Source organism: Thalassovita sp. (assembly GCF_965218685.1).
Lineage (GTDB): Bacteria > Pseudomonadota > Alphaproteobacteria > Rhodobacterales > Rhodobacteraceae > Thalassobius.
On sequence record NZ_OZ244657.1, the window covers coordinates 1383105 to 1406829 of the forward strand.

The 23725-nt window shown below is 62.3% G+C and carries 24 protein-coding genes; 13 read left to right on the forward strand and 11 right to left on the reverse strand.

Annotation, left to right across the window (positions count from 1 at the left end; all coding sequences use genetic code 11):
* Nucleotides 1-74: 74 nt before the first annotated feature.
* Nucleotides 75-2525: an ATP-dependent helicase HrpB gene (gene hrpB / locus ACOQOQ_RS07060; RefSeq protein WP_420569431.1), complete on the reverse strand. Its 2451-nt coding sequence runs from the start codon at nucleotides 2523-2525 to the stop codon at nucleotides 75-77.
* A gap of 97 nt (nucleotides 2526-2622) precedes the next feature.
* On the opposite strand from hrpB, the gene meaB reads away from it, so the two are divergent.
* From meaB to ACOQOQ_RS07080, 4 genes are all read left to right on the forward strand, one after another.
* Nucleotides 2623-3603, forward strand: a complete 981-nt coding sequence (gene meaB, locus ACOQOQ_RS07065; RefSeq protein ID WP_420569432.1) for a methylmalonyl Co-A mutase-associated GTPase MeaB — start codon at nucleotides 2623-2625, stop codon at nucleotides 3601-3603.
* 140 nt (nucleotides 3604-3743) lie between these two features.
* The gene (gene rpmB, locus ACOQOQ_RS07070) at nucleotides 3744-4031 is read left to right on the forward strand and encodes a 50S ribosomal protein L28 (protein WP_420569433.1); all 288 of its coding nucleotides are present in this window, start codon (nucleotides 3744-3746) and stop codon (nucleotides 4029-4031) included.
* Nucleotides 4032-4181: 150 nt separating this feature from the next.
* Complete coding sequence (locus tag ACOQOQ_RS07075; protein ID WP_420569434.1) at nucleotides 4182-4520, forward strand: hypothetical protein; 339 nt, start codon at nucleotides 4182-4184, stop codon at nucleotides 4518-4520.
* 44 nt (nucleotides 4521-4564) lie between these two features.
* A complete protein-coding gene (locus tag ACOQOQ_RS07080; RefSeq protein WP_420569435.1) occupies nucleotides 4565-5053 on the forward strand; it encodes a copper chaperone PCu(A)C in 489 nt (162 codons plus the stop codon).
* A 93-nt stretch (nucleotides 5054-5146) separates the two neighbouring features.
* Here ACOQOQ_RS07080 and ACOQOQ_RS07085 read toward each other — a convergent pair whose 3' ends face one another.
* Complete coding sequence (locus ACOQOQ_RS07085) at nucleotides 5147-5839, reverse strand: NAD-dependent deacylase (RefSeq protein WP_420569436.1); 693 nt, start codon at nucleotides 5837-5839, stop codon at nucleotides 5147-5149.
* A gap of 42 nt (nucleotides 5840-5881) precedes the next feature.
* Here ACOQOQ_RS07085 and ACOQOQ_RS07090 point away from each other — a divergent pair, with 42 nt between their 5' ends.
* Nucleotides 5882-6319 carry a low molecular weight protein-tyrosine-phosphatase gene (locus ACOQOQ_RS07090; RefSeq protein ID WP_420569437.1) on the forward strand — a complete coding sequence of 146 codons (438 nt, stop codon included), beginning with the start codon at nucleotides 5882-5884 and terminating at the stop codon, nucleotides 6317-6319.
* Between the two features lie 8 nt (nucleotides 6320-6327).
* Here the strand turns inward: ACOQOQ_RS07090 and ACOQOQ_RS07095 are convergent, their stop codons facing one another.
* Nucleotides 6328-7191: a branched-chain amino acid aminotransferase gene (locus ACOQOQ_RS07095; RefSeq protein WP_420569438.1), complete on the reverse strand. Its 864-nt coding sequence runs from the start codon at nucleotides 7189-7191 to the stop codon at nucleotides 6328-6330.
* A gap of 127 nt (nucleotides 7192-7318) precedes the next feature.
* On the opposite strand from ACOQOQ_RS07095, the gene ACOQOQ_RS07100 reads away from it, so the two are divergent.
* Entirely contained in the window at nucleotides 7319-7744 is a 426-nt protein-coding gene (locus ACOQOQ_RS07100; RefSeq protein WP_420569439.1) for a hypothetical protein, read from the forward strand.
* Nucleotides 7745-7788: 44 nt separating this feature from the next.
* Here the strand turns inward: ACOQOQ_RS07100 and trpS are convergent, their stop codons facing one another.
* Complete coding sequence (gene trpS / locus ACOQOQ_RS07105) at nucleotides 7789-8835, reverse strand: tryptophan--tRNA ligase (protein WP_420569440.1); 1047 nt, start codon at nucleotides 8833-8835, stop codon at nucleotides 7789-7791.
* Nucleotides 8836-8908: 73 nt separating this feature from the next.
* Between trpS and ACOQOQ_RS07110 the strand changes: the two genes are divergently transcribed.
* The gene (locus tag ACOQOQ_RS07110; protein ID WP_420569441.1) at nucleotides 8909-9592 is read left to right on the forward strand and encodes a rhomboid family intramembrane serine protease; all 684 of its coding nucleotides are present in this window, start codon (nucleotides 8909-8911) and stop codon (nucleotides 9590-9592) included.
* 2 nt (nucleotides 9593-9594) lie between these two features.
* On the opposite strand, the gene murJ is transcribed toward ACOQOQ_RS07110, so the two are convergent.
* From murJ to ACOQOQ_RS07125, 3 genes are read right to left on the reverse strand one after another with little or no spacing between them, the layout of a single operon-like run.
* On the reverse strand, nucleotides 9595-11136 hold the full coding sequence (murJ, locus tag ACOQOQ_RS07115; RefSeq protein ID WP_420569442.1) for a murein biosynthesis integral membrane protein MurJ: 1542 nt from the start codon (nucleotides 11134-11136) through the stop codon (nucleotides 9595-9597).
* Nucleotides 11133-13889 (reverse strand): [protein-PII] uridylyltransferase, encoded by a 2757-nt coding sequence (locus tag ACOQOQ_RS07120; protein ID WP_420569443.1) that lies wholly within the window; start codon nucleotides 13887-13889, stop codon nucleotides 11133-11135. The genes murJ and ACOQOQ_RS07120 overlap by 4 nt, the downstream gene beginning before the upstream one ends.
* A 12-nt stretch (nucleotides 13890-13901) precedes the next feature.
* Nucleotides 13902-15077, reverse strand: a complete 1176-nt coding sequence (locus tag ACOQOQ_RS07125; protein WP_420569444.1) for a penicillin-binding protein activator — start codon at nucleotides 15075-15077, stop codon at nucleotides 13902-13904.
* Between the two features lie 87 nt (nucleotides 15078-15164).
* Between ACOQOQ_RS07125 and rsmI the strand changes: the two genes are divergently transcribed.
* From rsmI to ACOQOQ_RS07145, 4 genes are read left to right on the forward strand one after another with little or no spacing between them, the layout of a single operon-like run.
* Nucleotides 15165-16025 carry a 16S rRNA (cytidine(1402)-2'-O)-methyltransferase gene (gene rsmI / locus ACOQOQ_RS07130; RefSeq protein ID WP_420569742.1) on the forward strand — a complete coding sequence of 287 codons (861 nt, stop codon included), beginning with the start codon at nucleotides 15165-15167 and terminating at the stop codon, nucleotides 16023-16025.
* Complete coding sequence (locus ACOQOQ_RS07135; protein WP_420569445.1) at nucleotides 16022-16408, forward strand: YraN family protein; 387 nt, start codon at nucleotides 16022-16024, stop codon at nucleotides 16406-16408. Before rsmI ends, ACOQOQ_RS07135 begins: the two co-directional genes overlap by 4 nt.
* 56 nt (nucleotides 16409-16464) lie before the next feature.
* The gene (gshB, locus tag ACOQOQ_RS07140; protein ID WP_420569446.1) at nucleotides 16465-17400 is read left to right on the forward strand and encodes a glutathione synthase; all 936 of its coding nucleotides are present in this window, start codon (nucleotides 16465-16467) and stop codon (nucleotides 17398-17400) included.
* A complete protein-coding gene (locus ACOQOQ_RS07145; protein ID WP_420569447.1) occupies nucleotides 17397-18305 on the forward strand; it encodes an alpha/beta hydrolase in 909 nt (302 codons plus the stop codon). The genes gshB and ACOQOQ_RS07145 overlap by 4 nt, the downstream gene beginning before the upstream one ends.
* Here ACOQOQ_RS07145 and ACOQOQ_RS07150 read toward each other — a convergent pair.
* From ACOQOQ_RS07150 to cobU, 4 genes are all read right to left on the reverse strand, one after another.
* Nucleotides 18283-19797, reverse strand: coding sequence for a YifB family Mg chelatase-like AAA ATPase (locus tag ACOQOQ_RS07150; protein ID WP_420569448.1), 1515 nt, complete (start codon nucleotides 19795-19797; stop codon nucleotides 18283-18285). The genes ACOQOQ_RS07145 and ACOQOQ_RS07150 overlap by 23 nt on opposite strands.
* 67 nt (nucleotides 19798-19864) lie before the next feature.
* The gene (locus ACOQOQ_RS07155; RefSeq protein WP_420569449.1) at nucleotides 19865-20731 is read right to left on the reverse strand and encodes a glutathione S-transferase; all 867 of its coding nucleotides are present in this window, start codon (nucleotides 20729-20731) and stop codon (nucleotides 19865-19867) included.
* An 82-nt stretch (nucleotides 20732-20813) separates the two neighbouring features.
* A complete protein-coding gene (locus ACOQOQ_RS07160; protein ID WP_420569450.1) occupies nucleotides 20814-21386 on the reverse strand; it encodes a histidine phosphatase family protein in 573 nt (190 codons plus the stop codon).
* Nucleotides 21383-21904, reverse strand: a complete 522-nt coding sequence (gene cobU, locus ACOQOQ_RS07165; RefSeq protein WP_420569451.1) for a bifunctional adenosylcobinamide kinase/adenosylcobinamide-phosphate guanylyltransferase — start codon at nucleotides 21902-21904, stop codon at nucleotides 21383-21385. The genes ACOQOQ_RS07160 and cobU overlap by 4 nt, the downstream gene beginning before the upstream one ends.
* Before the next feature lie 100 nt (nucleotides 21905-22004).
* Between cobU and ACOQOQ_RS07170 the strand changes: the two genes are divergently transcribed.
* Both ACOQOQ_RS07170 and ACOQOQ_RS07175 read left to right on the forward strand, forming a co-directional pair.
* Complete coding sequence (locus tag ACOQOQ_RS07170) at nucleotides 22005-22883, forward strand: RNA polymerase factor sigma-32 (protein ID WP_420569452.1); 879 nt, start codon at nucleotides 22005-22007, stop codon at nucleotides 22881-22883.
* On the forward strand, nucleotides 22880-23671 hold the full coding sequence (locus ACOQOQ_RS07175; protein WP_420569453.1) for a ChaN family lipoprotein: 792 nt from the start codon (nucleotides 22880-22882) through the stop codon (nucleotides 23669-23671). Before ACOQOQ_RS07170 ends, ACOQOQ_RS07175 begins: the two co-directional genes overlap by 4 nt.
* Nucleotides 23672-23725 lie beyond the last annotated feature (54 nt).

Consider the following 23725-nt stretch of genomic DNA (forward strand, 5'->3'; position numbering starts at 1 on the left):
GTGTATATACACATCGTAACACAATTGCAAAATTTTGCTTATTTCGCGAAAAAATAGTGCTGAGCGGCGGAAATTCAACGTGATCTTCGTTTGGCTCTTAGTGTTGGGTCCGCTTGCGTGGGGTCCTCGGGCCAGGGGTGTCTGGGATAACGGCCGCGCATGTCCTTGCGCACGTCGGCATAGGAACTGGCCCAGAAACCCGGAATATCCATCGTTGTCTGCACGGGCCGTCCTGCGGGGGACAAAAGCGTGACGCGCAGCGGTTGCCGCCCCACGGTCGGATGGGTGGTCTGGCCGAACATCTCTTGCAGGCGCAGACTGATTTCGGGCGTTTCGCCGCCGTAATCAATGGGGATCTTGCGGCCCAGGGGGGTGGTGAAATGCGCCGGGGCCGCCCGGTCCAGCACCTGCATCTGGTTCCAGTCCAGCATCCCGCGCAGGGCGGGCAGCAGGTCAAACTTTTTCCATCCATTCGCAGTTTTCACGCCGCTTAGATGCGGCAGCAGCCAGTCTTGGATCGAGTCCATCAGAGCGTCCGCAGACATGTCCGGCAGAGCGTGACCTGCCTCGCGTACCAGCATCACCCGCGCGACAAAGCGTTTGGCCGCGTCAGACAGCACGATCCCCAGATCGCGCACCCCGTCCAGCATGGCTGTGGCGACGGCGTCGGGCGGGGCGTCTTTCCAGATGCGGTCATCCAGCGTCACGGCGCCCAGCATCTCGCGTTTGCGGGCGATGACCCGGCGTTCGCGCTTGGACCATTCGCAAATTTCCTGCCAGTGGATCTGGTCCGCGAACAGCCCGCGCAGCTCGGATTCCGTGATCTGGATGGCCTGGCGGATCTTGGCCTCGCGCGGGTTGCCATCGGTGTCAGTGACCACGATCAAGCGAGTGCCGGCCAGCGGATCGTTGTCGTCCAGAATGGCGCCCTTGCCGCCTGACAGCACAAACCGAGGCGTGTCCCCCTTACGCCGCAGCCCGACGCGATCCGGATAGGCCAGCGCAGCCATTTCTGCAGGGCCCAGCATGTCCTGTTCGCCTCGGGTTTGCCGGCTTAGCCGCTTGGCCTCGGTGCGGATGCGCTCCACGGCGCCGCGATTGGCCGGGTGAGGGCGCGTTTCGGCATACCGGCGAGGGTCACTAAGCGCCTCAAGCCGCAGCGACAGGTCCACGGGAGCGGAAGATGGCAGCGGGTCCCGATCCCCCAGCAACGCGGCCAGCATCGCCGCCTGAGGGCCGGCAACGGTCAGCATATGCGCCAGACGCGGATGCAGGGGCAGCTTGGCCAAGGCCTTGCCGTGATCGGTGATACGGGCCTTGTCGTCCAGCGCGCCCAGCATGGTCAGCAAGGCCTGCGCCTCGGCATAGACGCCGGGGTTGGGCGGGGTCAGAAAGGGCAATTCGGCGGGATCGGCGCCCCATACGGCCAGCTCCAGCGCAAGACCAGCCAGATCCGCAGCCTCGATTTCGGCAGGAGGATAGGCCATCAGGGCGCCTTCTTCGCCCTTGGTCCACAGGCGATAACAGGTGCCTTCGGCGACACGGCCCGCGCGACCGGTCCGCTGGGTCGCCTCGGCGCGGGTGACGCGTTCGGTGACAAGGCGGCTCATTCCGCTGCCGGGGTCAAAACGGGCACGGCGGGCACGCCCGGCGTCCACCACCACGCGGATGTCCTGAATAGTCAGCGAGGTTTCCGCGATCGAGGTCGCCAGCACAACCTTGCGCCCAGTCTGCGCGGGTTGGATCGCGGCGCGCTGGGCGGCAAAGTCCATGGCGCCAAACAAGGGACGCAAGTGGCAGTCATCGGGCAGGCGGGATTTCAGCAGGGCCTCGGTGCGGCGGATCTCGCCCTCGCCGGGCAGGAAAACCAGCACACCGCCCTGAGTTTCGCCGATGGCCTTGCTGACCAGATCTGCGGTGGCGTTTTCCAGCCGGGTGCGTTTGTCCAGCGGGCGGTCCAGATGTTTCAGCGTGACCGGGTAACTGCGTCCCTCGGAGGTGATTACCGGCACGTCGCCCATCAACGCGGCAACGGGGCCAGCGTCCAGCGTTGCGGACATGGCCAGAAGGATCAGATCCTCCCGCAAGGCCCCCGCGATTTCCAGGCACAGCGCCAGGCCCAGATCGGCATTCAGCGAGCGTTCGTGAAATTCGTCGAACAGCACCGCGCCAATGCCCGAAAGTTCAGGATCGGACTGGATCATGCGGGTCAGGATACCCTCGGTCACGACCTCGATCTGGGTGGCTTTACTGGTTTTGGCCTCGCCGCGGACGCGATAGCCAACGGTCTGGCCGGGTTTTTCGCCCAAGGTCGTGGCCATCCGCTCGGCTGCGGCGCGGGCGGCCAAGCGGCGCGGCTCCAGCATCAGGATTCTGCCCTTGGTCAACCCGGCCTGAAGCATCGCCAGTGGCACCACGGTTGTCTTACCGGCGCCAGGGGGGGCTTGCAGCACCGCCCGGCCCGCGCTGCGCAGGGCGTCGATCAGTTCGGGCAGGGCCTCGTGGATGGGCAGTTGGGTCTCCATCCCCCGCTTATCCGGGATGGGGACTGCGACGGCAAGAGGGGTGGACAAAGCCGGGTGGCCCAAGGCATGTAGACCCCCGAATAATCGGGACGGTGCCATGGATATTGAACAGCTGAGTGACAAGATCATCGGAGGGGACCGCCGTTCGCTGGCGCGGGCCATCACCCTGGTCGAAAGCAGCCGCCCCGATCACAGGGATCAGGCCGCGCAACTGATCGAGGTTCTTGGCCGTAAATCCGACAAACAAGCCGTCCGTATTGGCCTGTCCGGCACCCCCGGCGTGGGCAAATCCACCTTTATCGAAAGCTTTGGCATGATGCTGACGGGGCAGGGGCTGAAGGTGGCTGTTCTGGCGGTTGACCCATCCTCGACCCGATCGGGCGGGTCCATCCTGGGCGACAAGACCCGGATGGAGCGCCTGAGCCGCGATCCGAACGCATTCATCCGACCCTCGCCCAGTCAGTCGCACCTTGGTGGCGTCGCCCGCCGCACCCGCGAGGCCGTGGCGCTGTGCGAAGCTGCGGGCTTTGACGTGGTGCTGATCGAAACCGTGGGTGTGGGCCAGTCAGAAACCGTTGTGGCGGAAATGTCTGACCTGTTCATCCTGCTGTTGGCCCCTGCGGGCGGTGATGAGTTGCAGGGCGTCAAACGTGGCATCATGGAGATGGCCGACATTATCCTGGTCAACAAGGCCGATGGCGATCTGAAGCCCGCAGCCATGCGAACGCAGGCGGACTATGCCGGGGCGTTGCGGCTGCTGCGCAAGCGGCCTCAGGATCCTCAGGATTTCCCCAAGGCGATGACGGTTTCCGCGCTGGAAGAGGACGGGTTGGCCAAAGCCTGGGAAGAAATGACCACGCTGACCGACTGGCGCCGTGCCTCGGGGCATTTTGCGGACCGGCGTGCGGCCCAGGCCGAATACTGGTTCGGCGAAGAGGTCCGCCAAGGCCTGCTGGCCCGGCTCGAACGGGAACCCCTGAAGGGCATGATGGCGCGTCTGGGCGCTCAGGTGGCCGAAGGGCAGACCACGCCAACGGCAGCTGCTGCAGAATTGTTGGGATTGCTGCAGCAAGGATAGCGCTTTGACGCGTTAAGGCCCTTGACGCGCCCGGTGATTCCGCCTAATCACCCCGAACGAGATTCAGGGCGCTGCCTTTGCGGCGTCCATTTATGTTGTAGGGGCGCCGAATGCCCCGTTGATGAGACGAGGATACAGCCATGTCGCGCCGCTGCGAACTGACCGGTAAAGGCCCGATGTCTGGCAACAATGTCAGCCACGCCAAAAACAGAACCCGTCGCCGGTTTCTGCCGAACCTGAACGACGTTACCCTGCAATCGGAAGCTCTGGGTCGTAGCGTAAAGCTGCGTATCTCGGCCGCTGCCCTGCGCTCGGTTGATCACCGCGGTGGTCTGGACGCGTTCCTGGCAAAAGCCAAAGACGAAGAACTGTCGGCCAACGCGCTGAAAGTCAAAAAAGAGATCGCGAAAGCTCAGGCAGCAGCCTAAGCCTTTCTCGTTGAAAGTTTCCAGCAGCCCTGTCGCACCCGCGGCAGGGCTGTTTGGCTTTTCTGCGGATGGATGCAGAAGCATGGGCGATTTTGTCGCTTTTCATCTGCGTCTGGGCGCACATATATCTGGTACGAGATGAAAAATCCCGTGCGCGCATATATCGGCATATTGCTTGCCCTGATGCTGGCCTTTACCGGCCAGTCCATGGCCGTTGCGCGCGGCACGCCTTCTGCCTCTGGTCAGATCGTCCTGTGTACCGGAACCGGTCCAATTTCGGTACTGGTGGACGAAAATGGCCAGCCGGTTGGAAAACCCCACATCTGTCCTGATTGCGCATTGTCCTTTTTCGATGTGCTTGGCGACACCGCGCCCCATATTTTGCGTCCCGAGGGCCGGGTTGCCACGCTGCGTCTGGATCAAGGACGTTTCGCAGAGCCGGGACAGAGCATTTCTGCGGTGGCAAGGGGGCCGCCCGTCCGCGTCTGACACTCAATTTCCCCAGATTTCAGACAAAGACGAAAGGACGAATGATGTCGTTCAAATCCACCCTGTTCGCAGCGGCCGCCGCTGTTTCCGTTGCCCTGCCTGCTTTCGCAGAGGGCATCATGGTTAATGATCCCTACGCGCGCGTTTCGGCAATGATGTCTACCTCAGGCGCAGCCTTCATGGTGATCGAGAATCACACCGGTCAGGCCGATCACCTGGTCAGCGCAAGCTCGGATATCTCGAAGAAAGTCGAGCTGCACACCCACAAGGAAGACAGCAACGGCGTGATGCGAATGATCCATGTCGAAGAAGGATTCGAACTGCCCAAGGATGGTACCATCGAGATGAAGCGCGGGGGCCACCACGTGATGTTCCTGGGGCTGAATGAGCCCTTGAAAGATGGCGACACCGTCCATGTGATCCTGCAGTTCGAAAAGGCCGGCGAGGTTGCGGTGGACATTCCCGTCGATCTGAACCGCAAGCCGATGCAGGGCATGATGAACCATGGTGACATGAAGAAAATGTCGAACTGAGCGGGGGGGCGAACGCTCCTTCTTGTGCGGGGCGATGCCCCGCCGTCGTCGAAGCGTCAAAGCCGGTCCCGTTGGGTCGGCTTTGGGCATTTCTCAGGGGGCGAGCAGCGTATCGACCCAGGCGGGGACGATTTGGGTCGCCTGGCCAAAGTGGGTTTCGGCGAAGTCCGAAACCGTGGCCGAAGGTTCGAGGTTCAGCTCGACCGTGTGGGCGCCGGCGCGGTAAGCGTCCTGGCCGAAGGCGGCGGCCGGGTAGACATTGCCCGACGTACCGATGGCTGCGAAGATGTCAGCCTCGCGCAGATGATCCCAGATTTTGTCCATGAAATAGGGCATCTCGCCGAACCAGACCACGTCGGGGCGGGCAGCCGGTGCCTGGCAGGCCGGGCATTCGTGGCCGGGTGCCATTTGCATTGGTGCGCTCCAGCGGTGGCCGCAGGCCGCGCACAGAGCCCCGGCCAGGGTGCCATGCATATGCAACACATTCGCCGAGCCTGCGGCCTCGTGCAGGCCGTCCACGTTCTGGGTGACGATCAGGACCTCTCCGGTGAAGTCACGTTCTAGCCGGGCCAGCGCTGTGTGGGCTGGGTTTGGCTGGGCTGTGGCGGCTTGCTGGCGCCGGGCATTGTAGAATTCGTGCACCAGTGCGGGATTGCGCGCAAAGCCTTCGGGGGTGGCGACGTCTTCGATCCGGTGCTGCGCCCACAGGCCGCCCTCGTCACGGAAGGTGCCCAGCCCGCTTTCGGCGGAAATCCCTGCGCCGGTCAGGATAACGATCTTTTCCATGGCTTCTCCTTCGCTTATTATCCTGCACCGAAGGAGAGGCTGATGACCACCCGTATCCTATTCGTATGCCTTGGAAATATCTGCCGATCGCCCGCAGCCGAAGGGGTCATGCGCCAGTTCGCCCCCAAGCTGGAACTGGACAGCGCAGGCACGTCCGACTGGCATGTCGGAGAGGCGCCCTATGGCCCAATGCGGGCGGCCGCAAAGGCACGTGGATTTGACCTGTCGCCCCTGCGGGCGCGCCAATTCCAGACGAACGATTTCAGGGATTTCGACCTGATCGTGGCGATGGACCATTCGAATCAGGACCGGATCGAGGCCTTGCGCCCGGCGGGCAACACAACTCCGGTCACGCTGTTCGCGGAATATGCCGAGGGGTGGCACGCTTCGGAGGTTCCGGACCCTTATTACACCCGTGATTTCGACGGTGTTCTTGACCTGATCGAGGACGCCGCCCGCGGCCTTCTGGCCCGGTTATAACGCGCCGCTTAGGCGTCCGAATGTGCCCAATCCCAATACAGCTCGCGCGTGCGGCGGGTGATCGGGCCAATCTGGTACTTGGTGTCGTCAAAGGCAGTCACAGGGGTGACCTTGTTCATGTTGCCAGACAGGAAAACCTCGTCCGCGCCGTGGAAATCCTCGAATGTCAGGACGGTTTCGTGGACCGTATAGCCATCGGCACGCAGATTTTTGATGTGACGCGCGCGGGTGATCCCGGACAGGAAGGTGCCGTTGGCGATGGGGGTGAAAACCTCGCCGTCCCTGACCATGAAGACGTTCGCGGTGGCGCTTTCTGCGACATTGCCCATGGCATCGGCCACCAGTGCGTTGCCAAAACCACGCGATTTCGCCTCGGCCAGCATCCGGGCGTTGTTGGGGTACAGGCAACCTGCCTTGGCGTTGCACACTGCATCCTCCATCACCGGGCGACGGAACCGGGTGCGGGTCAGTGTGGTCGAGGCATCGGGGGCAGCCAGCGGGATTGCTTCGAGCGAGATCGCAAAGCCGGTTTCCTCGGGTGTGGGGACGATCCCCGAGGCATCTCCGTTGATCGCCCAGTACATCGGACGGATATACACAGCCTCGCCCTGGGTGAAGCCCCTCAGCCCATCTTTGACCAGATCCACCATTTCCCCTGTATCGACCGTCGGTTCGATCATCAGCGCCTTGGCCGAGCGATTCACCCGAGCGCAGTGGGCATCCAGGTCGGGGGTCAGCCCGTCGAAGAACCGCGCACCATCGAACACGTTGCTACCCAGCCAGGATCCGTGATCGGCGGCGTTCATCACGGGCAGATCGCCTTGGTGCCATGTGCCTTTGAAATAGGTCCGGATATTGTTGCTGAGTGCCATTGTCGTGCTCCTTTGGGCGCAGGCTACGGGCGGGGCAAGGCAGGGTCGATACCGTAGTTTGACGGGGTTCTTGACCTGTCGCGGCCTGTCGGGAAACCTGAGGATATTCAGAACGAAGGGATTTTCAATGCGCCGTTTTCTTTTGCTTGCGCTGCCGTGGCTATTGTCCACCTGCATGTCCACCGATGGCCGCCACCCGATTCAGGTGATGCTGGAGGGGCGCAAGGTGGTGTATGATCTGCCCGAAAGTACCGAGGATTGGACGCGGCCCGACAACATGGTCGCCGAAAGCCAGACCTGGGCGGCGGACGGGACAACGGTGCATCACCGCAGGCCGTTGTTGGTGGACTACAAGACCTATCCCAAAAAGGGGCGCTGGTGGATCAAGGGTGATCGGTATTGTTCATGGTTCGGCGAGGGCGAGCCGCCCAAGGATATGCGCTGTTATACAGTGCGCACCTCGGACAAGGGCACGCGCATTCATTTCGTACCGCGCAAGGAACTGTTCGATATTTTCGGAAACCGGGAATGGCACGGAACCTATGTTGACTAGGGTCCGTGGGGCGCCCCGCACCGGATGGGTGCAGGGCGCAATGCTTAGCTGCGGATCATGCCGACGATGTCATAGGTCTGCGCCAGGATCGGGGCGGCGATCTCGCGCGCGCGTTCGGCACCACGGCCCAGGATACGGTCAATCTCGGCCGGGTCCTGCATCAGGCGCTGCATCTCGCCCGAGATCGGGGCCAGTTTTTCCACGGCCAGTTCCGATAGCATCGGTTTGAACTCCGAAAACTGCTTGCCGCCCACATCGGCCAGCACCTGATCGACACTTTGATCGGACAGGGCGGCGTAGATGTTCACCAGGTTGCGCGCGTCGGGGCGATCCTCCAGGCCTTTGGCCTCGGACGGCAGCGCCTCGGGGTCGGTCTTGGCCTTGCGGATTTTCTTGGCGATGGCGTCGGCGTCATCGGTCATGTTGATCCGGCTGGCATCCGAAGGGTCAGATTTCGACATCTTCTTGGTGCCGTCGCGCAGAGACATCACACGCGTGGCCGCGCCTTCGATCACCGGTTCGGGGATGGGGAAGAAATCAGTCTTGTAGTCGTGGTTGAACTTGGTCGCGATGTCGCGGGTTAGTTCCACGTGCTGTTTCTGATCCTCGCCCACCGGCACTTCGGTTGCGTGATACAGCAGGATGTCCGCTGCCATCAGCGCAGGATAGGCGAACAGCCCAAGCGAGGCGTTCTGCGCGTTCTTGCCCGCCTTGTCCTTCCACTGGGTCATGCGCTGCATCCAGCCCATGCGCGCCACGGTGTTGAAGATCCACGCCAGCTGCGCGTGCTCGACCACCTGAGACTGGTTGAACAGGATGGATTGTTCCGGGTCGATCCCCGAAGCAATGAACCCGGCCGCCAGTTCGCGGGTCTGGTTGCGCAGCGCTTGGGGGTCTTGCCAGACGGTGATGGCATGCAGGTCAACGACGCAGTACACGGTTTCGATCCCGTCTGCCTGCTTGTCGACAAAGCGCTTCAGTGCGCCCAAATAGTTGCCAAGGGTCAGCCCACCCGAGGGCTGAATTCCCGAAAAGACGCGCGGGGTGAAACCGGCGTTCGGGGTGGATTGCGTTTGGACCGCATCCGACATGGTGTATCTCCGTCTGGATTTATTTGCTTGGGTGGCTTACCCATGCCCCAAAGCCCCGTCAAGGAGAGCGCCCATGAGCAGCCCCAATAACTCGCCCTTTCATACCGTCCCGCCCGTAGTCGTGGCCCTTAGTCTGGTACTGATCGGGATCGAGATCGTCTTTGCTCTGGGCGCCAGCGGCATCATCGGCGGCCCCGAGGCAATCGGCTGGCGGTTGGAATCGCTGCAGACCTACGCGTTCTCGGCGCCGATCTTTCAGTGGATGCTGGAAAACGGCCAATTCCCGGCCGAGCATATGCTGCGGTTCGTCAGCTATGCGTTCGTTCACGGCAGTTTTACCGGCGCGCTGTTCGCCGTGGTGATCCTGCTGGCAATGGGCAACATGGTGGGACGGGTATTTTCGCAATTCTCAATGCTGCTGGTGTTCTTGCTGGGCACGATTTGCGGGGCGCTGGCCTATGGTCTTATCGTGGACAGCCAGGTGGCGTTGATGGGCGCATTTCCCGGAGTGTACGCGCTGATCGGAGCCTACAGCTTTATCCTGTGGGTCCACGCGGGCTTGACCGGGGCCAGTCAACTGCAAGCCTTTCGCCTGATCGGTATTCTGATGGGGCTGCAGCTGTTTTTCGGAGCCGTGTTCGACGGCCCGCCCGACTGGATTGCTGATGGCACCGGGTTCGTTGTCGGCTTCGCGGCGTCCTTTGTTCTGAGCCCCGGAGGGTGGCAGCGCCTGCGTGAAAAGCTGCGCCACCGCTAGGGTCAGCCGCGTTTCATGGCGGCCTTGAACTCGGACAGCCGGAAGGCTCCGATGATCTGGCCGATCCCGAAATAGCTGACGATCCCCACCGCGACCAAAGCGGCCAGCGCGGCATAGCGGATTCCGGCCATGCCCAGATACGGCGTTAGCACCTGCAGTCCCCCCCAAAGACAGCCCCCCATCGCCAAAGAGGCCAGCACGATGCGCCAGATACGAGCGCGGAAACGGTCATCGAACCGGGCAACCTGCCCAAAGGGACGCGAACCGATGGCCAGCAGGGCCACCATCGCCCAGCCCGCAACTGTGGTCGCAATGGCAGCCGCGATCCAGCCCAGCACCGGGGACAAACCGATGGCGACGGCTGCGTTGATCACCATGGCCACCACCGCATAGTGGAATGGGCGCCGGGTATCCTCGCGGGCGAAGAACAGCGGTTGCAGGATCTTCTGGATAACGAACGCGGGCAGGCCCAGCCCATAAACGGCAACGGCCAAAGCGATTGCTGCGCTGTCATCTGCAGTGGTCGCGCCGCGTTCAAACAGGACGGAAACCAGCGGCAGCGGGATCACGATCAGGGCCACCGCAGCGGGGATGGTCAGCGCCAAAGACACCTCGGCGGCGCGGGACAGCGCGTTGCGGGCGCCGTCATGATCATCGGCTTTCAGGCGGCGCGAAAGGTCGGGCAGCAGAACCACTCCGATTGCGATCCCGACCACGCCAAGCGGCAGTTGGTACAGCCGGTCCGCCGCATAGAGCCAGCCCACAGCCCGGTCGAAGTAGCTGGCGACCTGTTGGCCGACCAGAAGGTTCACCTGCACCACGCCTCCGGCAAGAGCAGCAGGGATGGCGACCTTGATCAGGCGGCGCATGTCAGGGGTCAGGCGCGGCCGTTCGATCCGTAGGACGAACCCGGCGCGGCGCGCGGCGACCCAGACCAACACCAGCTGCGCGACACCCGCCACGGGAATGGTCCAGATCAGCGCGCGGGCGATGTCTCCGCCTGTCAGGGCCGCGATCACCATCACGCTGACGACCATCACGTTCAACAGCACCGGGGCGGCGGCCGCTGCTGCGAACCGGCCCAAAGAATTCAGGATACCGGACAGTAAGGCGGCCAGGGAAATGAACAGGATGTAAGGAAAGGCGATCCGTCCGAAATCGACCGACAGATCGAACTGCTCTTGTCCCGCAAACCCCGAGGCCAGCCCGTAGATCAACCACGGCATTGCGGCTTGCGCAGCCAGCGTCAGCAAGATCAGGATCGAGGCCAGCCCGGCAAAGGCCTGCGCGGCGAACCCCTCGGCGTCCTCGTCCCCTTCCAGTTTCTTGGAGAAAATGGGGATGAACGCCATGTTGAACGCCCCTTCGGCAAAGAAGCGGCGGAACATGTTGGGCAGGCGAAAGGCGACCACATAGGCCTCGTAGGCGGGTCCGGTGCCTAGATAGGCCAGGATGATCGCGTCGCGCACGAACCCCAGGATGCGACTGGCAAGGGTCCACACCCCAACCGTCAAAAACCCCGAGATCAGTCGGACTGGCTTCACGAAACGGCCCTTTCCGCACCCTTGGTGATCGCCTCGCGCAGTTTACGCTCCAGCGATTTTTGCTTGGCGGCTGAATGGAATTTCAGCCCGAACATGTCCTTCACATAGAACGTATCGACGACCTGCTCGCCGTAGGTCGCGATCACGGCGCTGGCGATATAGACGTTGTTGTTGGCCAGAGTGCGCGTCAGATCGAACAGGATGCCGGGGCGATCGCGGGTGTCGACCTCGATGATCGTGTAGATTTCCGACCCTTCGTTGTCGAAGGTGATCGAGGTGGGCACCTTGAAGGCGCGCTCGCGTTTCTTGATCTTGTCGCGCGATTTGATGGCTTCGGTCGCGATGACCTCGCCCCTCAGTGTTTTCTGGATCATCTGGCGCAGGCGTTCCAGCCGAGCCTTTTCATAGGGGTGTCCGTCGGCGTCCTGAATCCAGAACACCGCAGTCGCATAGCCATCGTTTGACGTGTAGGTGCGCGCATCCACCACGTTGGCGCCAACCAGGGCCAAAGCACCGGACAGCCGCGAGAAGATGCCCGGGTGGTCGATGAGCGCGAAACAGGCGCGGGTGGCGTCACGGTCAGCATCAAGGTGCAGGTCGATGCGGACCTCATCATCGGGGATGTCGCGCAGCAGGTTGGCAAAGATCACATGCGTCGCCGTGTCCAAGCCCTGCCAATAGGGCGGATAATGGCGTGTTGTCTCGTGGCGCAGGGCGGCTGGATCCCAGCCATCCAGCGCATCACGCAGCTGGCGGCGGGCTTCGGCGCCGCGGTTCTCGCGGTTCAGATCCTCCAGCCCGTGTTCCAGTGCTTGCGAGGTTTCCTTGTGCAACTGGCGCAGCAGCATGGCCTTCCAGTTGTTCCAGGTGCCCGGCCCAACACCGCGGATGTCGCAGACTGTCAGAACGGTCAGCAGGTCCAGCCGCTTGCGTGTCTTAACAGCCTTGGCGAAATCGCGCAGGGTGCGAGGATCGGACAGGTCGCGTTTCTGGGCCATGTCGGACATCAGCAGGTGATACCGCACCAGCCATTCCACGGTTTCGCATTCGGATTTGTTCAGGCCCAAACGGGGGGCGACCTTGCGGGCGATCTGCGCCCCAAGGACCGAGTGATCCTCGTCCCGACCCTTGCCGATGTCATGCAACAGCAACGCGATATACAGGATACGCCGGTTCACGCCGCGTTTCAGGATGCCACTGGCAACGGGCAGTTCCTCGATCAGTTCTTCATGCTCGATCTGGCTTAGCACCTTGATGCATTGGATCGTGTGTTCGTCCACCGTGTAGTGGTGGTACATGTTGAATTGCATCATCGCCACGATGGGCTGGAATTCAGGGATAAAGGCCCCCAGAACGCCCAGCTCGTTCATCCGGCGCAGGGCGCGTTCAGGGTTGCCGTGTTTCAGCAGCAAGTCCAGAAAGATGCGGCGCGCGTCCTTGTCGTTGCGCAGATCGTCGTCGATCAGATGCAGGTTGGCCTTGACCAGGCGCATGGCGTCGGGGTGGATCAGCATCCCGGTCCGCAGCCCTTCTTCGAAGACGCGCAGCAGGTTCAGCTTGTCCGTCAGGAACTCATCCTGTTTGTCCACGTTCAGGCGGTTATGTACGACCTTGTAGCCCGGCTTGACCCGCGGGGTCCGGCGGAAAATCCGTTCCAGCAGCGGTGCGCTTTTCACATGCATCGCCTCCAGCTTGGTCAGGAAGATGCGGGTCAGGTCACCGGTTTCCGTGGCATAGCGGAAATAGTCCTGCATGAAGTGTTCCACACCGCGCCGGCCAGCCGTGTCCTTGTACCCCATGCGTTCGGCCACTTCGACCTGCAGATCAAAGTTCAGCTGGTCGGTGGCGCGGTTGGTGATCAGGTGCAGCTGACAGCGCACCGACCATAGAAAATCCTCGGCGGTTTTGAAGCTGACGAATTCGCCTTCGGTGAAAACGCCCAGCTTTACCAGCTCGGCGGCGTCCTGCACGCCGTGCACATATTTGGCGATCCAGAACATGGATTGCAGGTCGCGCAGGCCGCCTTTGCCCTCTTTCACGTTGGGTTCGACCACATAGCGCTGGCCGCCCTGGCGCTTGTGGCGGGCGTCACGCTCGGCCAGCTTGGCCTCGATGAATTCGGCGGCGGTGCCTTTGAACAGGTCGGTGCGCAGACGCTCGTCCAATTCTTGGGCAAGGGCCGCATCACCGGCCAGAACACGGTGTTCCAGCAAGGCGGTGCGGATGGTGTAATCTTCTTTGCCCAGCTTGACGCAATCGCGGATGGTGCGCGAGGCATGGCCTACCTTCAGGCGCAGATCCCACAGGATGTACAACATCCCTTCGATCACGCGCTCGGCCCAGGGGGTGATCTGGCGCGAGGTCAGGAACAGCAGGTCCACATCCGAGAAGGTCGCCATCTCGCCGCGGCCGTAACCGCCCACGGCGATCAGGGTCATGCTTTCGTCCTTGCCGCCGGGGTTCATCAACCGGATCGAGACATCCCGGGCCGCGATCACCAGACAATCGGTCAGATAGGTATAGGCGCGCGTGGTCGGTCGCGCGCGCAGCGGATCGGCGGAAAAGGCTTCGGCAATGGCGGACATGCCCGTCTTGCGGGCCTCGGTCAGGATTGGCACCACGGCCGCGCGGATGTCTGCGGCCTCGGACATCCCTTGCGTGGCGTCGTTGATCCGGGCGCTGATAGTGACGGCGTCGAAAATGGTCTCTGCCGGACAGATCAGGCTGTCCGGCGCTTCAGGTAGTTTTTGCATACGTCTTCTTTATCAGAGACCGCCACCGCCAAAGGCTCGGGGGGCGGGGTCGATGAGCACGACCTTCTTGTCCTGTATCTGGGCGATTGCCAGACCGCGTTCGTTGGTACCATCCCCGCGCAGGCGCAGGATACCGTTCACACCTTGGAAACCGGCGCCCTGGGTCAGGGCGTCAACAGTCAGCGCATCTTTGTGTCCGGCCTGTACCAGCGCGCCGATCGCGGCGATCCCATCATAGGCCAGCCCACCGATCGAGTGCGGCTGCGAGCCATAGGCCGCGGCATAGCGCGACGAGAACCGCTGCGTCATGGTCGGGTCAGGCAAGGCGAACCACGCACCCTGTACGCCCGGCAGTTCCAGGGTTTGCGGGGGCACGTCCCAGCGGGTCAGGCCCATGTACTGCACGTTCTGGGGGTTCACTCCGGCCTCAAGCAGAAGCTGCGTTACCAAGGGCAGGGCTCCGTCGGTATTGGCGGTCAGGAACACCGCGTTGGCGGCCCCGCTTTTGACCGCTCTTTCCACCTCGGGGATGGCCGCGACCACGCCCTGCTGAGAAAACTCATAGCTTACCGCAGCGGCCAACGAGGACCCGCCGGTGCTGCCGATTGCGGTCTGGATCGCGTTCTTGCCCAGTTGCCCGGCCAGGTTGGTATCATGCGCGACCACGATGTTGCCCTTGCCCTGTGTGGCCGCAAACCGGACCATCCGTTTGGCCGTGTTTTCAAAGGTCGGCCCCAGAATGAACAGGTTGCCCCCCGCAATGGTCGAGTTGTTCGAGAAGCTCAGCACATTCACGTTCCGGGGCGCTACACTCACGGCAACGGCGTTGGCCTCGGCGCTGTAGACAGGACCCAGAATGATCTTGGCCCCCTCATTTACCGCCGAGATCGCCTGCTTCTGGGCCGTCGCAGGGTCGCCAGCGGTCGAATAAACGCGCAGGTCCACCTTGACGCCTTCAAGATCAGAAATCGCAAGTCTGGCCGCATTTTCAAGGCTTTGCGCCAGAATGTCATCGCCTGCATTGCCGCTGCCGCGCGGCACCAAAAGCGCAACCGGAACGGGGGCCGAGGTGTTGATCATCTGGCCGCTGCCCATGGAAACTGGTTCGCAGGCGGCCAGAACAATCAGGCTTAGCACGGCGAAAAGGCGGGCGATCAGGTTGCGGGGGGTCGATAAAACGGCGAACATGGACTGGTTTTCACTCCCTGAGGGCAAGCGCTGGGCGCCTGTGAACTTTGGGCGCAATAATAGACACCAATATAAGGGGGTCCAGTGTTGAATCCGCAAATCGCGACGCTGCAGCCGGGCTTGTACCTGATTGCCACACCTATCGGGACCGCGCGGGACATCACGCTGCGCGCACTGGATATCCTGGCCTCGGCGGACGTGCTTGTAGCCGAGGACACCCGCAGCCTGCGTCGCCTGATGGAGATCCACGGCATCGCGCTGAACGACCGGCCCTTGCTTAGCTATCACGAGCACAACGGCGACAAGATGCGCCCGCGCCTGTTGAGCCTGCTGGCCGAGGGTAAATCGCTGGCCTATGGCTCCGAGGCAGGTACGCCAATGGTGGCCGACCCCGGTTTTGATCTGGCCCGCGCCGCCCGCGCAGAGGGGCACGCGGTTGTCTCGGCCCCCGGCCCGTCAGCGGTGATCACGGCGCTGACGGTGGGCGGATTGCCGACCGATCGGTTCTTTTTCAACGGCTTTCTGCCCAACAGCTCGGGCCAGCGGAAATCCGCCCTGTCCGCGCTGAAGGATGTGCCCGGCACGCTGGTTTTCTACGAATCGCCCAAGCGCATCACCAAGATGTTGCGCGACGCAGCCGAGGTTCTGGGCCCGGAACGAGAGGCCGCCGTTTGCCGCGAGCTGACCAAAAAATTCGAAGAGGTGATCCGCGCGCCCCTGGCTCAGCTGGCCCAGGAATGTGACGAACGGACACTGAAGGGCGAAATCGTGGTGCTGATCGACCGCGCACATTCATCAACTGTTAGCGAAGCCGAGCTAACATCAATGGTGAAAGATGCGTTGCAGGACGGCTCGGTGCGCGACGTCGCCGACAGCATCGCAAAGGAAACGGGCTTGCCGCGCCGGCAAGTCTATCAATTGGCGCTGAAACTGGACCGGGAAGAATGAAGGCGAAACCTGACGCCCATCGCCGCCGCCAAGGCCAGATGGCGCATTGCTTCGGGCAAAGCGCCGAGGAGCAGGTAGCGCGTGACTACGAACGTCGCGGCGCCACGGTGCAGGCGCGCCGCTGGCGCAGTCAGGCGGGCGAAATTGACCTTGTTCTGCAACATGGTGACGAACTGATTTTCGTCGAGGTGAAGGCCTCGAAATCACTGGAGACCGCGATGAACAGCCTGCGTCCGGCTCAGATGTCCCGTATCCTGCGCAGTGCCGAAGCTTATCTGCAGCATCTTCCCACGGGGTCTTTGACCAACGTGCGGTTCGACCTTGCGTGCTGCGACGGTCAGGGACGCCCACAAATATTTGAGAACGCTTTCGGGCATTTCTGAATTGCCTCGTCTGCGCCCTTGCGCCATGTAAAGGCAAGCAAGCAAGGAAACCGCAGATGAAAATCGCTTTTCAGATGGACCCGATCGGGCCGATCGACATCACCGCTGACAGTACTTTCCGCATCGCGCTGGAGGCGCAGGCGCGGGGGCACGAGCTGTTTTACTACACCCCCGACAAGCTGGCCTATGAAGAGGGTCGCGTGACCGCGCGGGGCTGGCCGCTGACGGTTCAGATGGTGGAAGGGGACCACTATACCTTGGGTGACGAGCAGGTCGTTGATCTTGCGGACTATGACGTGGTTTGGCTGCGCCAAGACCCGCCCTTCGACATGTTCTATATCACCACAACCCATCTGCTTGAGCGGATCCACCCCGAAACCTTGGTCGTGAACGATCCGTTTTGGGTGCGTAACTATCCTGAAAAGCTGATGATTTTGGATTTTCCCGAACTGATGCCGCCCACCACCATCGCTCGGGACTTGACGACTATTCGGGCCTTCAAAGAGCGGCACGGCGACGTCATCCTTAAGCCCTTGTACGGCAACGGAGGTGCTGGCGTGTTCCGCCTGACCCAAAGCGATCGGAACCTTACCTCGTTGCACGAGTTGTTCACCGGGTTCTCGCGCGAGCCTTTGATCGTGCAGAAATACCTTCCGGCAGTTGCGGCGGGCGACAAGCGGGTGATCCTTGTGGATGGCGAACCCGTGGGCGCGATCAACCGGGTGCCGCAGGCGGGCGAGACGCGCTCGAACATGCATGTAGGTGGCCGCCCCGAGAAGATTGGCCTGACCGAACGCGATCTGGAAATTTGCGCGACGATCGGCCCGCGGCTAAAGGAAAAGGGCCAGGTTTTCGTCGGTATCGACGTGATTGGCGACTACCTGACCGAGATCAACGTGACCTCGCCCACCGGTATTCAAGAGCTGGAGCGGTTTGACGGCACCAATACCGCAGAAAAGATCTGGCAAGCGATCGAGGCCAAGCGAGGGTGAGCCTGGCGCTGTCACTGATGGGGGCAGCGATGCGCCCACTGGTGCGCAGGGTCATGGGCCGGGCGCAGGATCCGCAAAGGATGCGGCGGCAGCTCGAATTGGCAGCGCGGCTGTGGTTTCGCGAGGTACCGCATGCGCTTTACCTGGCCACGGCATATCGTTCTGACGAAGCAATGCCTGCGCTGTGGGTTTCCTCGGGGGCGGTCACGTCGGACAAGGTGCTGCTATATCTGCATGGAGGCGGCTATCTGGCGGGGTCAACTGAAACGCACAAGCGTTTGGTCGCGCGGCTGTGCCGGATGACTGGCATGCGGGCCTTTCTGCCCGAGTATCGGCTGGCTCCAGAGAACCCCCTGCCTGCCGCGCTGCAGGATGCAGAGGCCGCCTTTCTTCATCTGACCGAGCGAGGTTATCGGCCCAGTGACATCGTGATTGGGGGTGACAGCGCCGGAGGAGGACTGGCGTTGTCGCTGCTCTCGCGTTTGTGCCTGTTGGATCAGCGGCCAGCCGCGTGCTTTGCCTGGTCGCCCTTTTGCGATCAGCGGTTTTCCGGCCGGTCGGTCACGGAAAACAGTCGTCGCGACCATTTCTTTCCTGGTGACCGGGTGACTGATCTGGCGGATATGGTGCTGGGCGACCTATCGCCTGACGATCCGCGCGCGTCGCCGCTCTATGCTGATTTTCCGCAACCGCCGCCGGTTCTGCTGCAAGTCTCGGACAGTGAAATCCTGCGCGACGATGCCGTTCGGATGGCCGAGAGGCTGAAGCGCGCTGGGGGAGCCGCAGAACTGCAGGTTTGGCCGAATGCCCCGCATGTCTGGCAGATTTTTGATGGCTGGTTCCCCGAGGCGCGCGCAGCAATTGGCGAAACCGCGCGGTTCATTAGGTGTCACGACAGCCAGTGATGCGAAAACTGACTGCTTCCGCCACGTGCGGCTGGCGTACTGCATCGCTTCCGTCAAGATCGGCAATGGTCCGGGCGACCCGCAAAATGCGGTGATAGCCGCGTGCGGTCAGGCCAAATCGGTCTGCCACGCGGGCCAGCAGCGCCTTACCCTCGGGGTCGGGCGTGGCGAACTGGTCAAGGATCGCGCCTTCGATCTCGGCGTTGACCCGCACGTCCGGGAAATCGCCATAGCGCGCGGTTTGCAGATCGCGAGCCCGCGTGACGCGTTCGGAAATTTGGGCCGAGGCCTCTCCGTTTGCAGGCAAGTCCAGATCGGTATAGGCGACGGGCGGCACCTCTACCCGCAGATCAAACCGGTCCATTAGCGGCCCACTGATGCGGCCAAGATAGTCCTGCCCGCAGACAGGCGCGCGGGCACAGGCGCGCGCGGGGTCAGATAAGTTTCCGCATTTGCAAGGGTTTGCCGCCGCAACCAGCATGAAGCGGCAGGGGTAATGCACATGGGCATTGGCACGCGCGACCATGACCTGCCCGGTTTCCATGGGCTGCCGCAGGGTTTCCAGAACGGTGCGTGGAAACTCGGGGAATTCGTCCATGAACAGCACGCCGTTGTGGGCAAGGCTGATCTCTCCGGGTTTGGCGCCGCGCCCGCCGCCAACAATCGCTGCCATCGACGCGGTATGGTGCGGCTCGCGGAAGGGCCGCGTCCGCGAGATGCCGCCAGCGTCCAGCAACCCCGCAATCGAGTGGATCATCGAGGTTTCCAACGCCTCGGCAGCGCTAAGCGGGGGCAGGATGCCCGGTAACCGTGCTGCCAGCATGGATTTGCCCGATCCCGGAGCACCGACCATCATAAGGTGGTGACGCCCCGCGGCGGCGATTTCCATCGCGCGTTTGGCGCGTTCCTGGCCTTTGACGTCACGCATGCAGCGCCCAAGCGGGTCATCCAGCACTTCGCCCGGCTTGGCAGGGGGCAGGGGCGACTGGCCGGTGAAATGGCGCACGATATCGGCCAGACTTTGGGCGGCGATAACCTGACATGCCCCGACCCAGGCGGCTTCGGCGCCCGAGGCTTTGGGGCAAAGCAGGGTGCGCTCATCCTCGGCGGCGGACATGGCAGCGGGCAGGGCGCCGATCACTGGAACAAGCGATCCGTCCAATGACAGCTCGCCTAGCGCGGTCGTGTCCTGCACCGCGTCCTGAGGGATGATTTCCAGCGCGGCCAGCAGCGAGAGGGCAATCGGCAAGTCGAAATGACTGCCCTCTTTAGGCATATCGGCGGGTGAGAGGTTGATGGTGATACGTTTGGAGGGCAGCGCGATTGCCAGCGAGCTGAGCGCAGTGCGCACCCGGTCGCGTGCTTCGGACACCGCTTTGTCCGGCAGGCCCACGATCGAAAAAGCAGGCATACCGGGCGTGACGGCGCATTGCACCTCGACCGGGCGGGCGCTGACGCCCTCGAACGCGACGGTATAGGCCCTGGCGACCATGACACTCCCCAATCCACCTTGGTTAACAAAGGTTAAGCTCCGGGGGATTGAGGAATGGTTAACGAACCTAAAGCAGGGCGGCGAATTTCGGCCAGGCCAGCGGGTCGTTCACCGTCTTGTCGCGGCAAAACGCGTTGCAGAACCCGAAGATGCGGCCGTCAAAGCTGCCTAGGTGAGTGATCTCTTTGCCCGAATAGGGGCAGACGTCATTTTCGGGCGTGCCGGTTTCGATGGCATGGGCGGGCATCGGAGCGGGCCCCGGCCACGCGCGCGTGGGCAGGTCCATCGCATAGGGCACCGGGTCATAGGATTTCGTCAGCCCCATGGCCCGCCAACGGCGGAAAGCGGGGTCGGCAAGCGTGGTGTCCACATACGTCTGCACCAGGTCGTTGACGGGCAGCGCGTGACCCGCGATCCGGGCGGCGACGGGGGCATAGAACGCATCCGCGATGGAATAGTCGCCAAACAGCCACGGCCCGGCGTCCCCGTGGCGTGTGCGCGCCAGAGTGAACAGCTCGGTGATGCGGGCAAGGTCCTTGAGCACGGATTCGCTGGGGGTGAAGCCTTCGTACTGGTGCAGCAGTTGCATCGGGCAATCGTTGCGCAAAGGGCCGAAACCTGCGTGCATTTCCGAGGTAACCCAGCGCGCCAGAGCCCGCGCCGCCGGATCGCTGGGCCACATGCCCGCTGTGGGGTGACGCTCGGCCAGGGTCTCGGCCATCGCCAGAGTCTCGCCCACGACGATCTCGTTATCGATGCGCATGGTCGGCACCAGTCGGGCCGGGGCCAGCGCGGCCAGATCTTCGGTCATGGTGCCATCGTATAGACCGACCATCTTGGTTGTCACAGGGATGCCGAACTGTTCGAACAAAAGCCAACCACGTAAGGACCAGCTGGAAAAACTCTGATCGCCAATAAACAGTTCATATCCCATTCGAATTCCTTTCCTGTTTGCAATGACAACAGGTTAGGTGCCGGCAGGGGATTTCAAAAATGAATTGTTATGCGAAGGGCCATCACGGAAGATGATTGATCGCTCCGGCGCGCCACTGCCCATCGGTCAGGCAAACCTCGGTCACCGAAAGGTTTTCGATCTTGTGCGAGAACGCCTGATATGCAGACAGCCCCAGTGCTGTTTGGACCTGCGTCAGGATCACTCCGAAATGCGCGACAGCCACGATATCGCGCCCCGGATAAGCGCTTAGCAGACGCGCGACGGCGGCGTTCACGCGGGCGGTCACGTCGTTCCAGCTTTCGCCCCCGGGGGCACGGATGTCTCCGGGGGTTTCCCAATAGGCGCGCAGATGATCCTGATCCTCTACGTCTTTGACCCCCTTCATTTCCCACGCGCCAAAGTTGATCTCGCGCAGGTCGGGGTCATGCGGCAGGCGTGTGCGGTGCCGGGTGATAGCGTCAGCGGTGCTTGCGGCCCTGCTAAGATCGGACGAGATCACCAGCGCCTCGTGGGGCAGATGCGCGTGCAGACGGTCCAGCTGCGCCCGATCTGACAGATCGGCAGGCAGGTCTGTCCAGCCGACCATGGCCTTGGCGTGAGTGGGGCCATGACGGACCCAGAAAAAGCGGCTCATCGCAGGGTTCCTTTGAGGGCAAGCGGCAATCCGGCCATCACGGCGACCACCAGATCGGCCTGCGCAGCCAGCTTTTGGTTCAGCGCGCCTTGCGCATTCTGAAAGCGGCGGGCCAGCGCATTTTCGGGCACCACGGACATACCGACCTCGTTCGAGACGACAACGACGGGGGCCTGACAGTCCTTCAGGGCGGCGAAAAATTCGCTTTCGGCCGCGTCAAGATCGCTGCCATCCAGAAGGTGGTTTGACAACCACATGGTTGCGCAATCCAGCAGCACAGCTTGATCTGGCCCAGCGGACGCGAGCGCCTGTGAAACATTTAGCGGAGCCTCGATCGTGGTCCAGTCAGGGCCCCGCTGGGCGCGGTGCTGGTCCACCTTCGAGCGCATTTCGTCATCCCAAGCCCTTGCAGTGGCAAGATAAATTCGGCTGCTGGCACCGCGCTTGACCAAATCTTCGGCCCACAGGGATTTGCCCGATCCGGCCCCGCCCAGCACAAGGGTCAGCTTATCAAGCATATTCTATACACCTTATTGTGAACCATTCAGCCTTGCCGTGCGTAACACTCCTGTCCCTAATTATAAAGAGCGCGCCCCGCGCGCAGATTGGCGGTTAGAAATGGCACTTGATTATCCAAACGACATGTCGCTTTCGCGCGTCGCGATGAAGGCCGAGCTGCTGGACGCTGAAACCGAACGCGATCTGGCCTATGCTTGGCGAGACAAGCGTGACGAGGCAGCGCTGCATCGGCTGATCACGGCCTACATGCGCCTGGCGATCTCGATGGCGTCGAAATACAAGCGTTACGGCGCTCCGATGAATGACCTGATCCAAGAGGCTGGGCTGGGTCTGATGAAGGCCGCCGACAAGTTTGACCCGGACCGCGGCGTGCGGTTTTCCACCTATGCGGTTTGGTGGATCAAAGCCTCGATCCAGGACTACGTAATGCGGAACTGGTCGATGGTGCGGACGGGGTCGACCTCGTCGCAGAAGTCGCTGTTTTTCAACCAGCGGCGCGTGCAGGCACGTCTGGAGCGCGAGGCGATGGCTCGGGGCGAAACCCTGGACCGTCATCAACTGCGCCACATGATCTCGACCGAGATCGGCGTACCGCTGCGCGATGTCGAGATGATGGAGGGGCGGCTGTCCGGCTCGGATTTCTCGCTTAACGCCACTCAGAGCACCGAAGATGAGGGCCGTGAGTGGATCGACACGCTGGAAGATGATAGCGCCCAATCGGCCGAGATCGTCGAAGAGCAGCACGACCGCGAAACCCTGCGCGCTTGGTTGGCAGAAGCCATGGGCGCCCTGAACGAACGCGAGCAATTCATCATCCGCGAGCGCAAGTTGCGCGAGCCGATCCGCACGCTGGAATCGCTGGGCCAAGAGCTGAACCTGTCCAAAGAACGGGTCCGCCAGCTGGAGGCTGCGGCCTTTGCCAAGATGCGCAAATATCTTGAAGGCCGGTCCGAAGAGGTGCATGACCTGTTGGCATGAGAGCCCTGTATTTAGTTCTGGCCCTTTTGAGCGCAGTACCTTTCGCCCATGCCAAGGCGCCGCCGGAAAAAATGGCGCAAGCCCACGTGGTGTTCTTGGGCGAAGTGCACGACAATCCCGCGCATCATGAAAAACAAGCAGAGTTTATCGCGGCCTTGCAGCCCTCGGCCGTTGTGTATGAAATGCTGACATCTGACGTGGCCGCCGCGCTGACGCCAGCGGATCTGGCGTCGTCTCAGGCGTTTGATGCGGCGACGGGATGGTCACAAAGCGGCTGGCCCGATCTGGCCATGTATTGGCCCGTGGTCATGGCCGCACCTGCCAAAATCTACGGTGCCGCCTTGCCGCGTCCGCAGGCGCGGGCGGCGATGAAGGATGGCATTGCTTCTTATTTTGGGTCCGGAGCGGCTGAATATGGGCTGATGGCCCCTTTGCCCACGGACCAACAGACTCAGCGAGAGGCGATGCAGATGACGGCACATTGCGACGCGCTGCCGGAAACGCTTTTGCCGGGGATGGTGGCGTTGCAACGCCTGCGGGACGCGATGCTGGCCCGGGCGGCTCTGACGGCCTTAGAGGATACCGGCGGGCCGGTCGTTGTGATCACGGGTAACGGCCATGCGCGTGCGGATTGGGGGGCGCCCAGCTATGTCGCGCGTGTCCGCCCTGACCTGCGTTTCTTTGCGGTGGCCCAGACCGAGGGCGACGCCGAACCCGATCCGGCCTTCGATCTGGTGCTTGGCGGCCCTGTCATAGACCGCCCCGATCCCTGCGCGGCGTTCAGGTGAGCGCTCTTGTCAGTGCCGCCGCCGCGCCCTAGTGTCGGCTCGATACATCTAAGG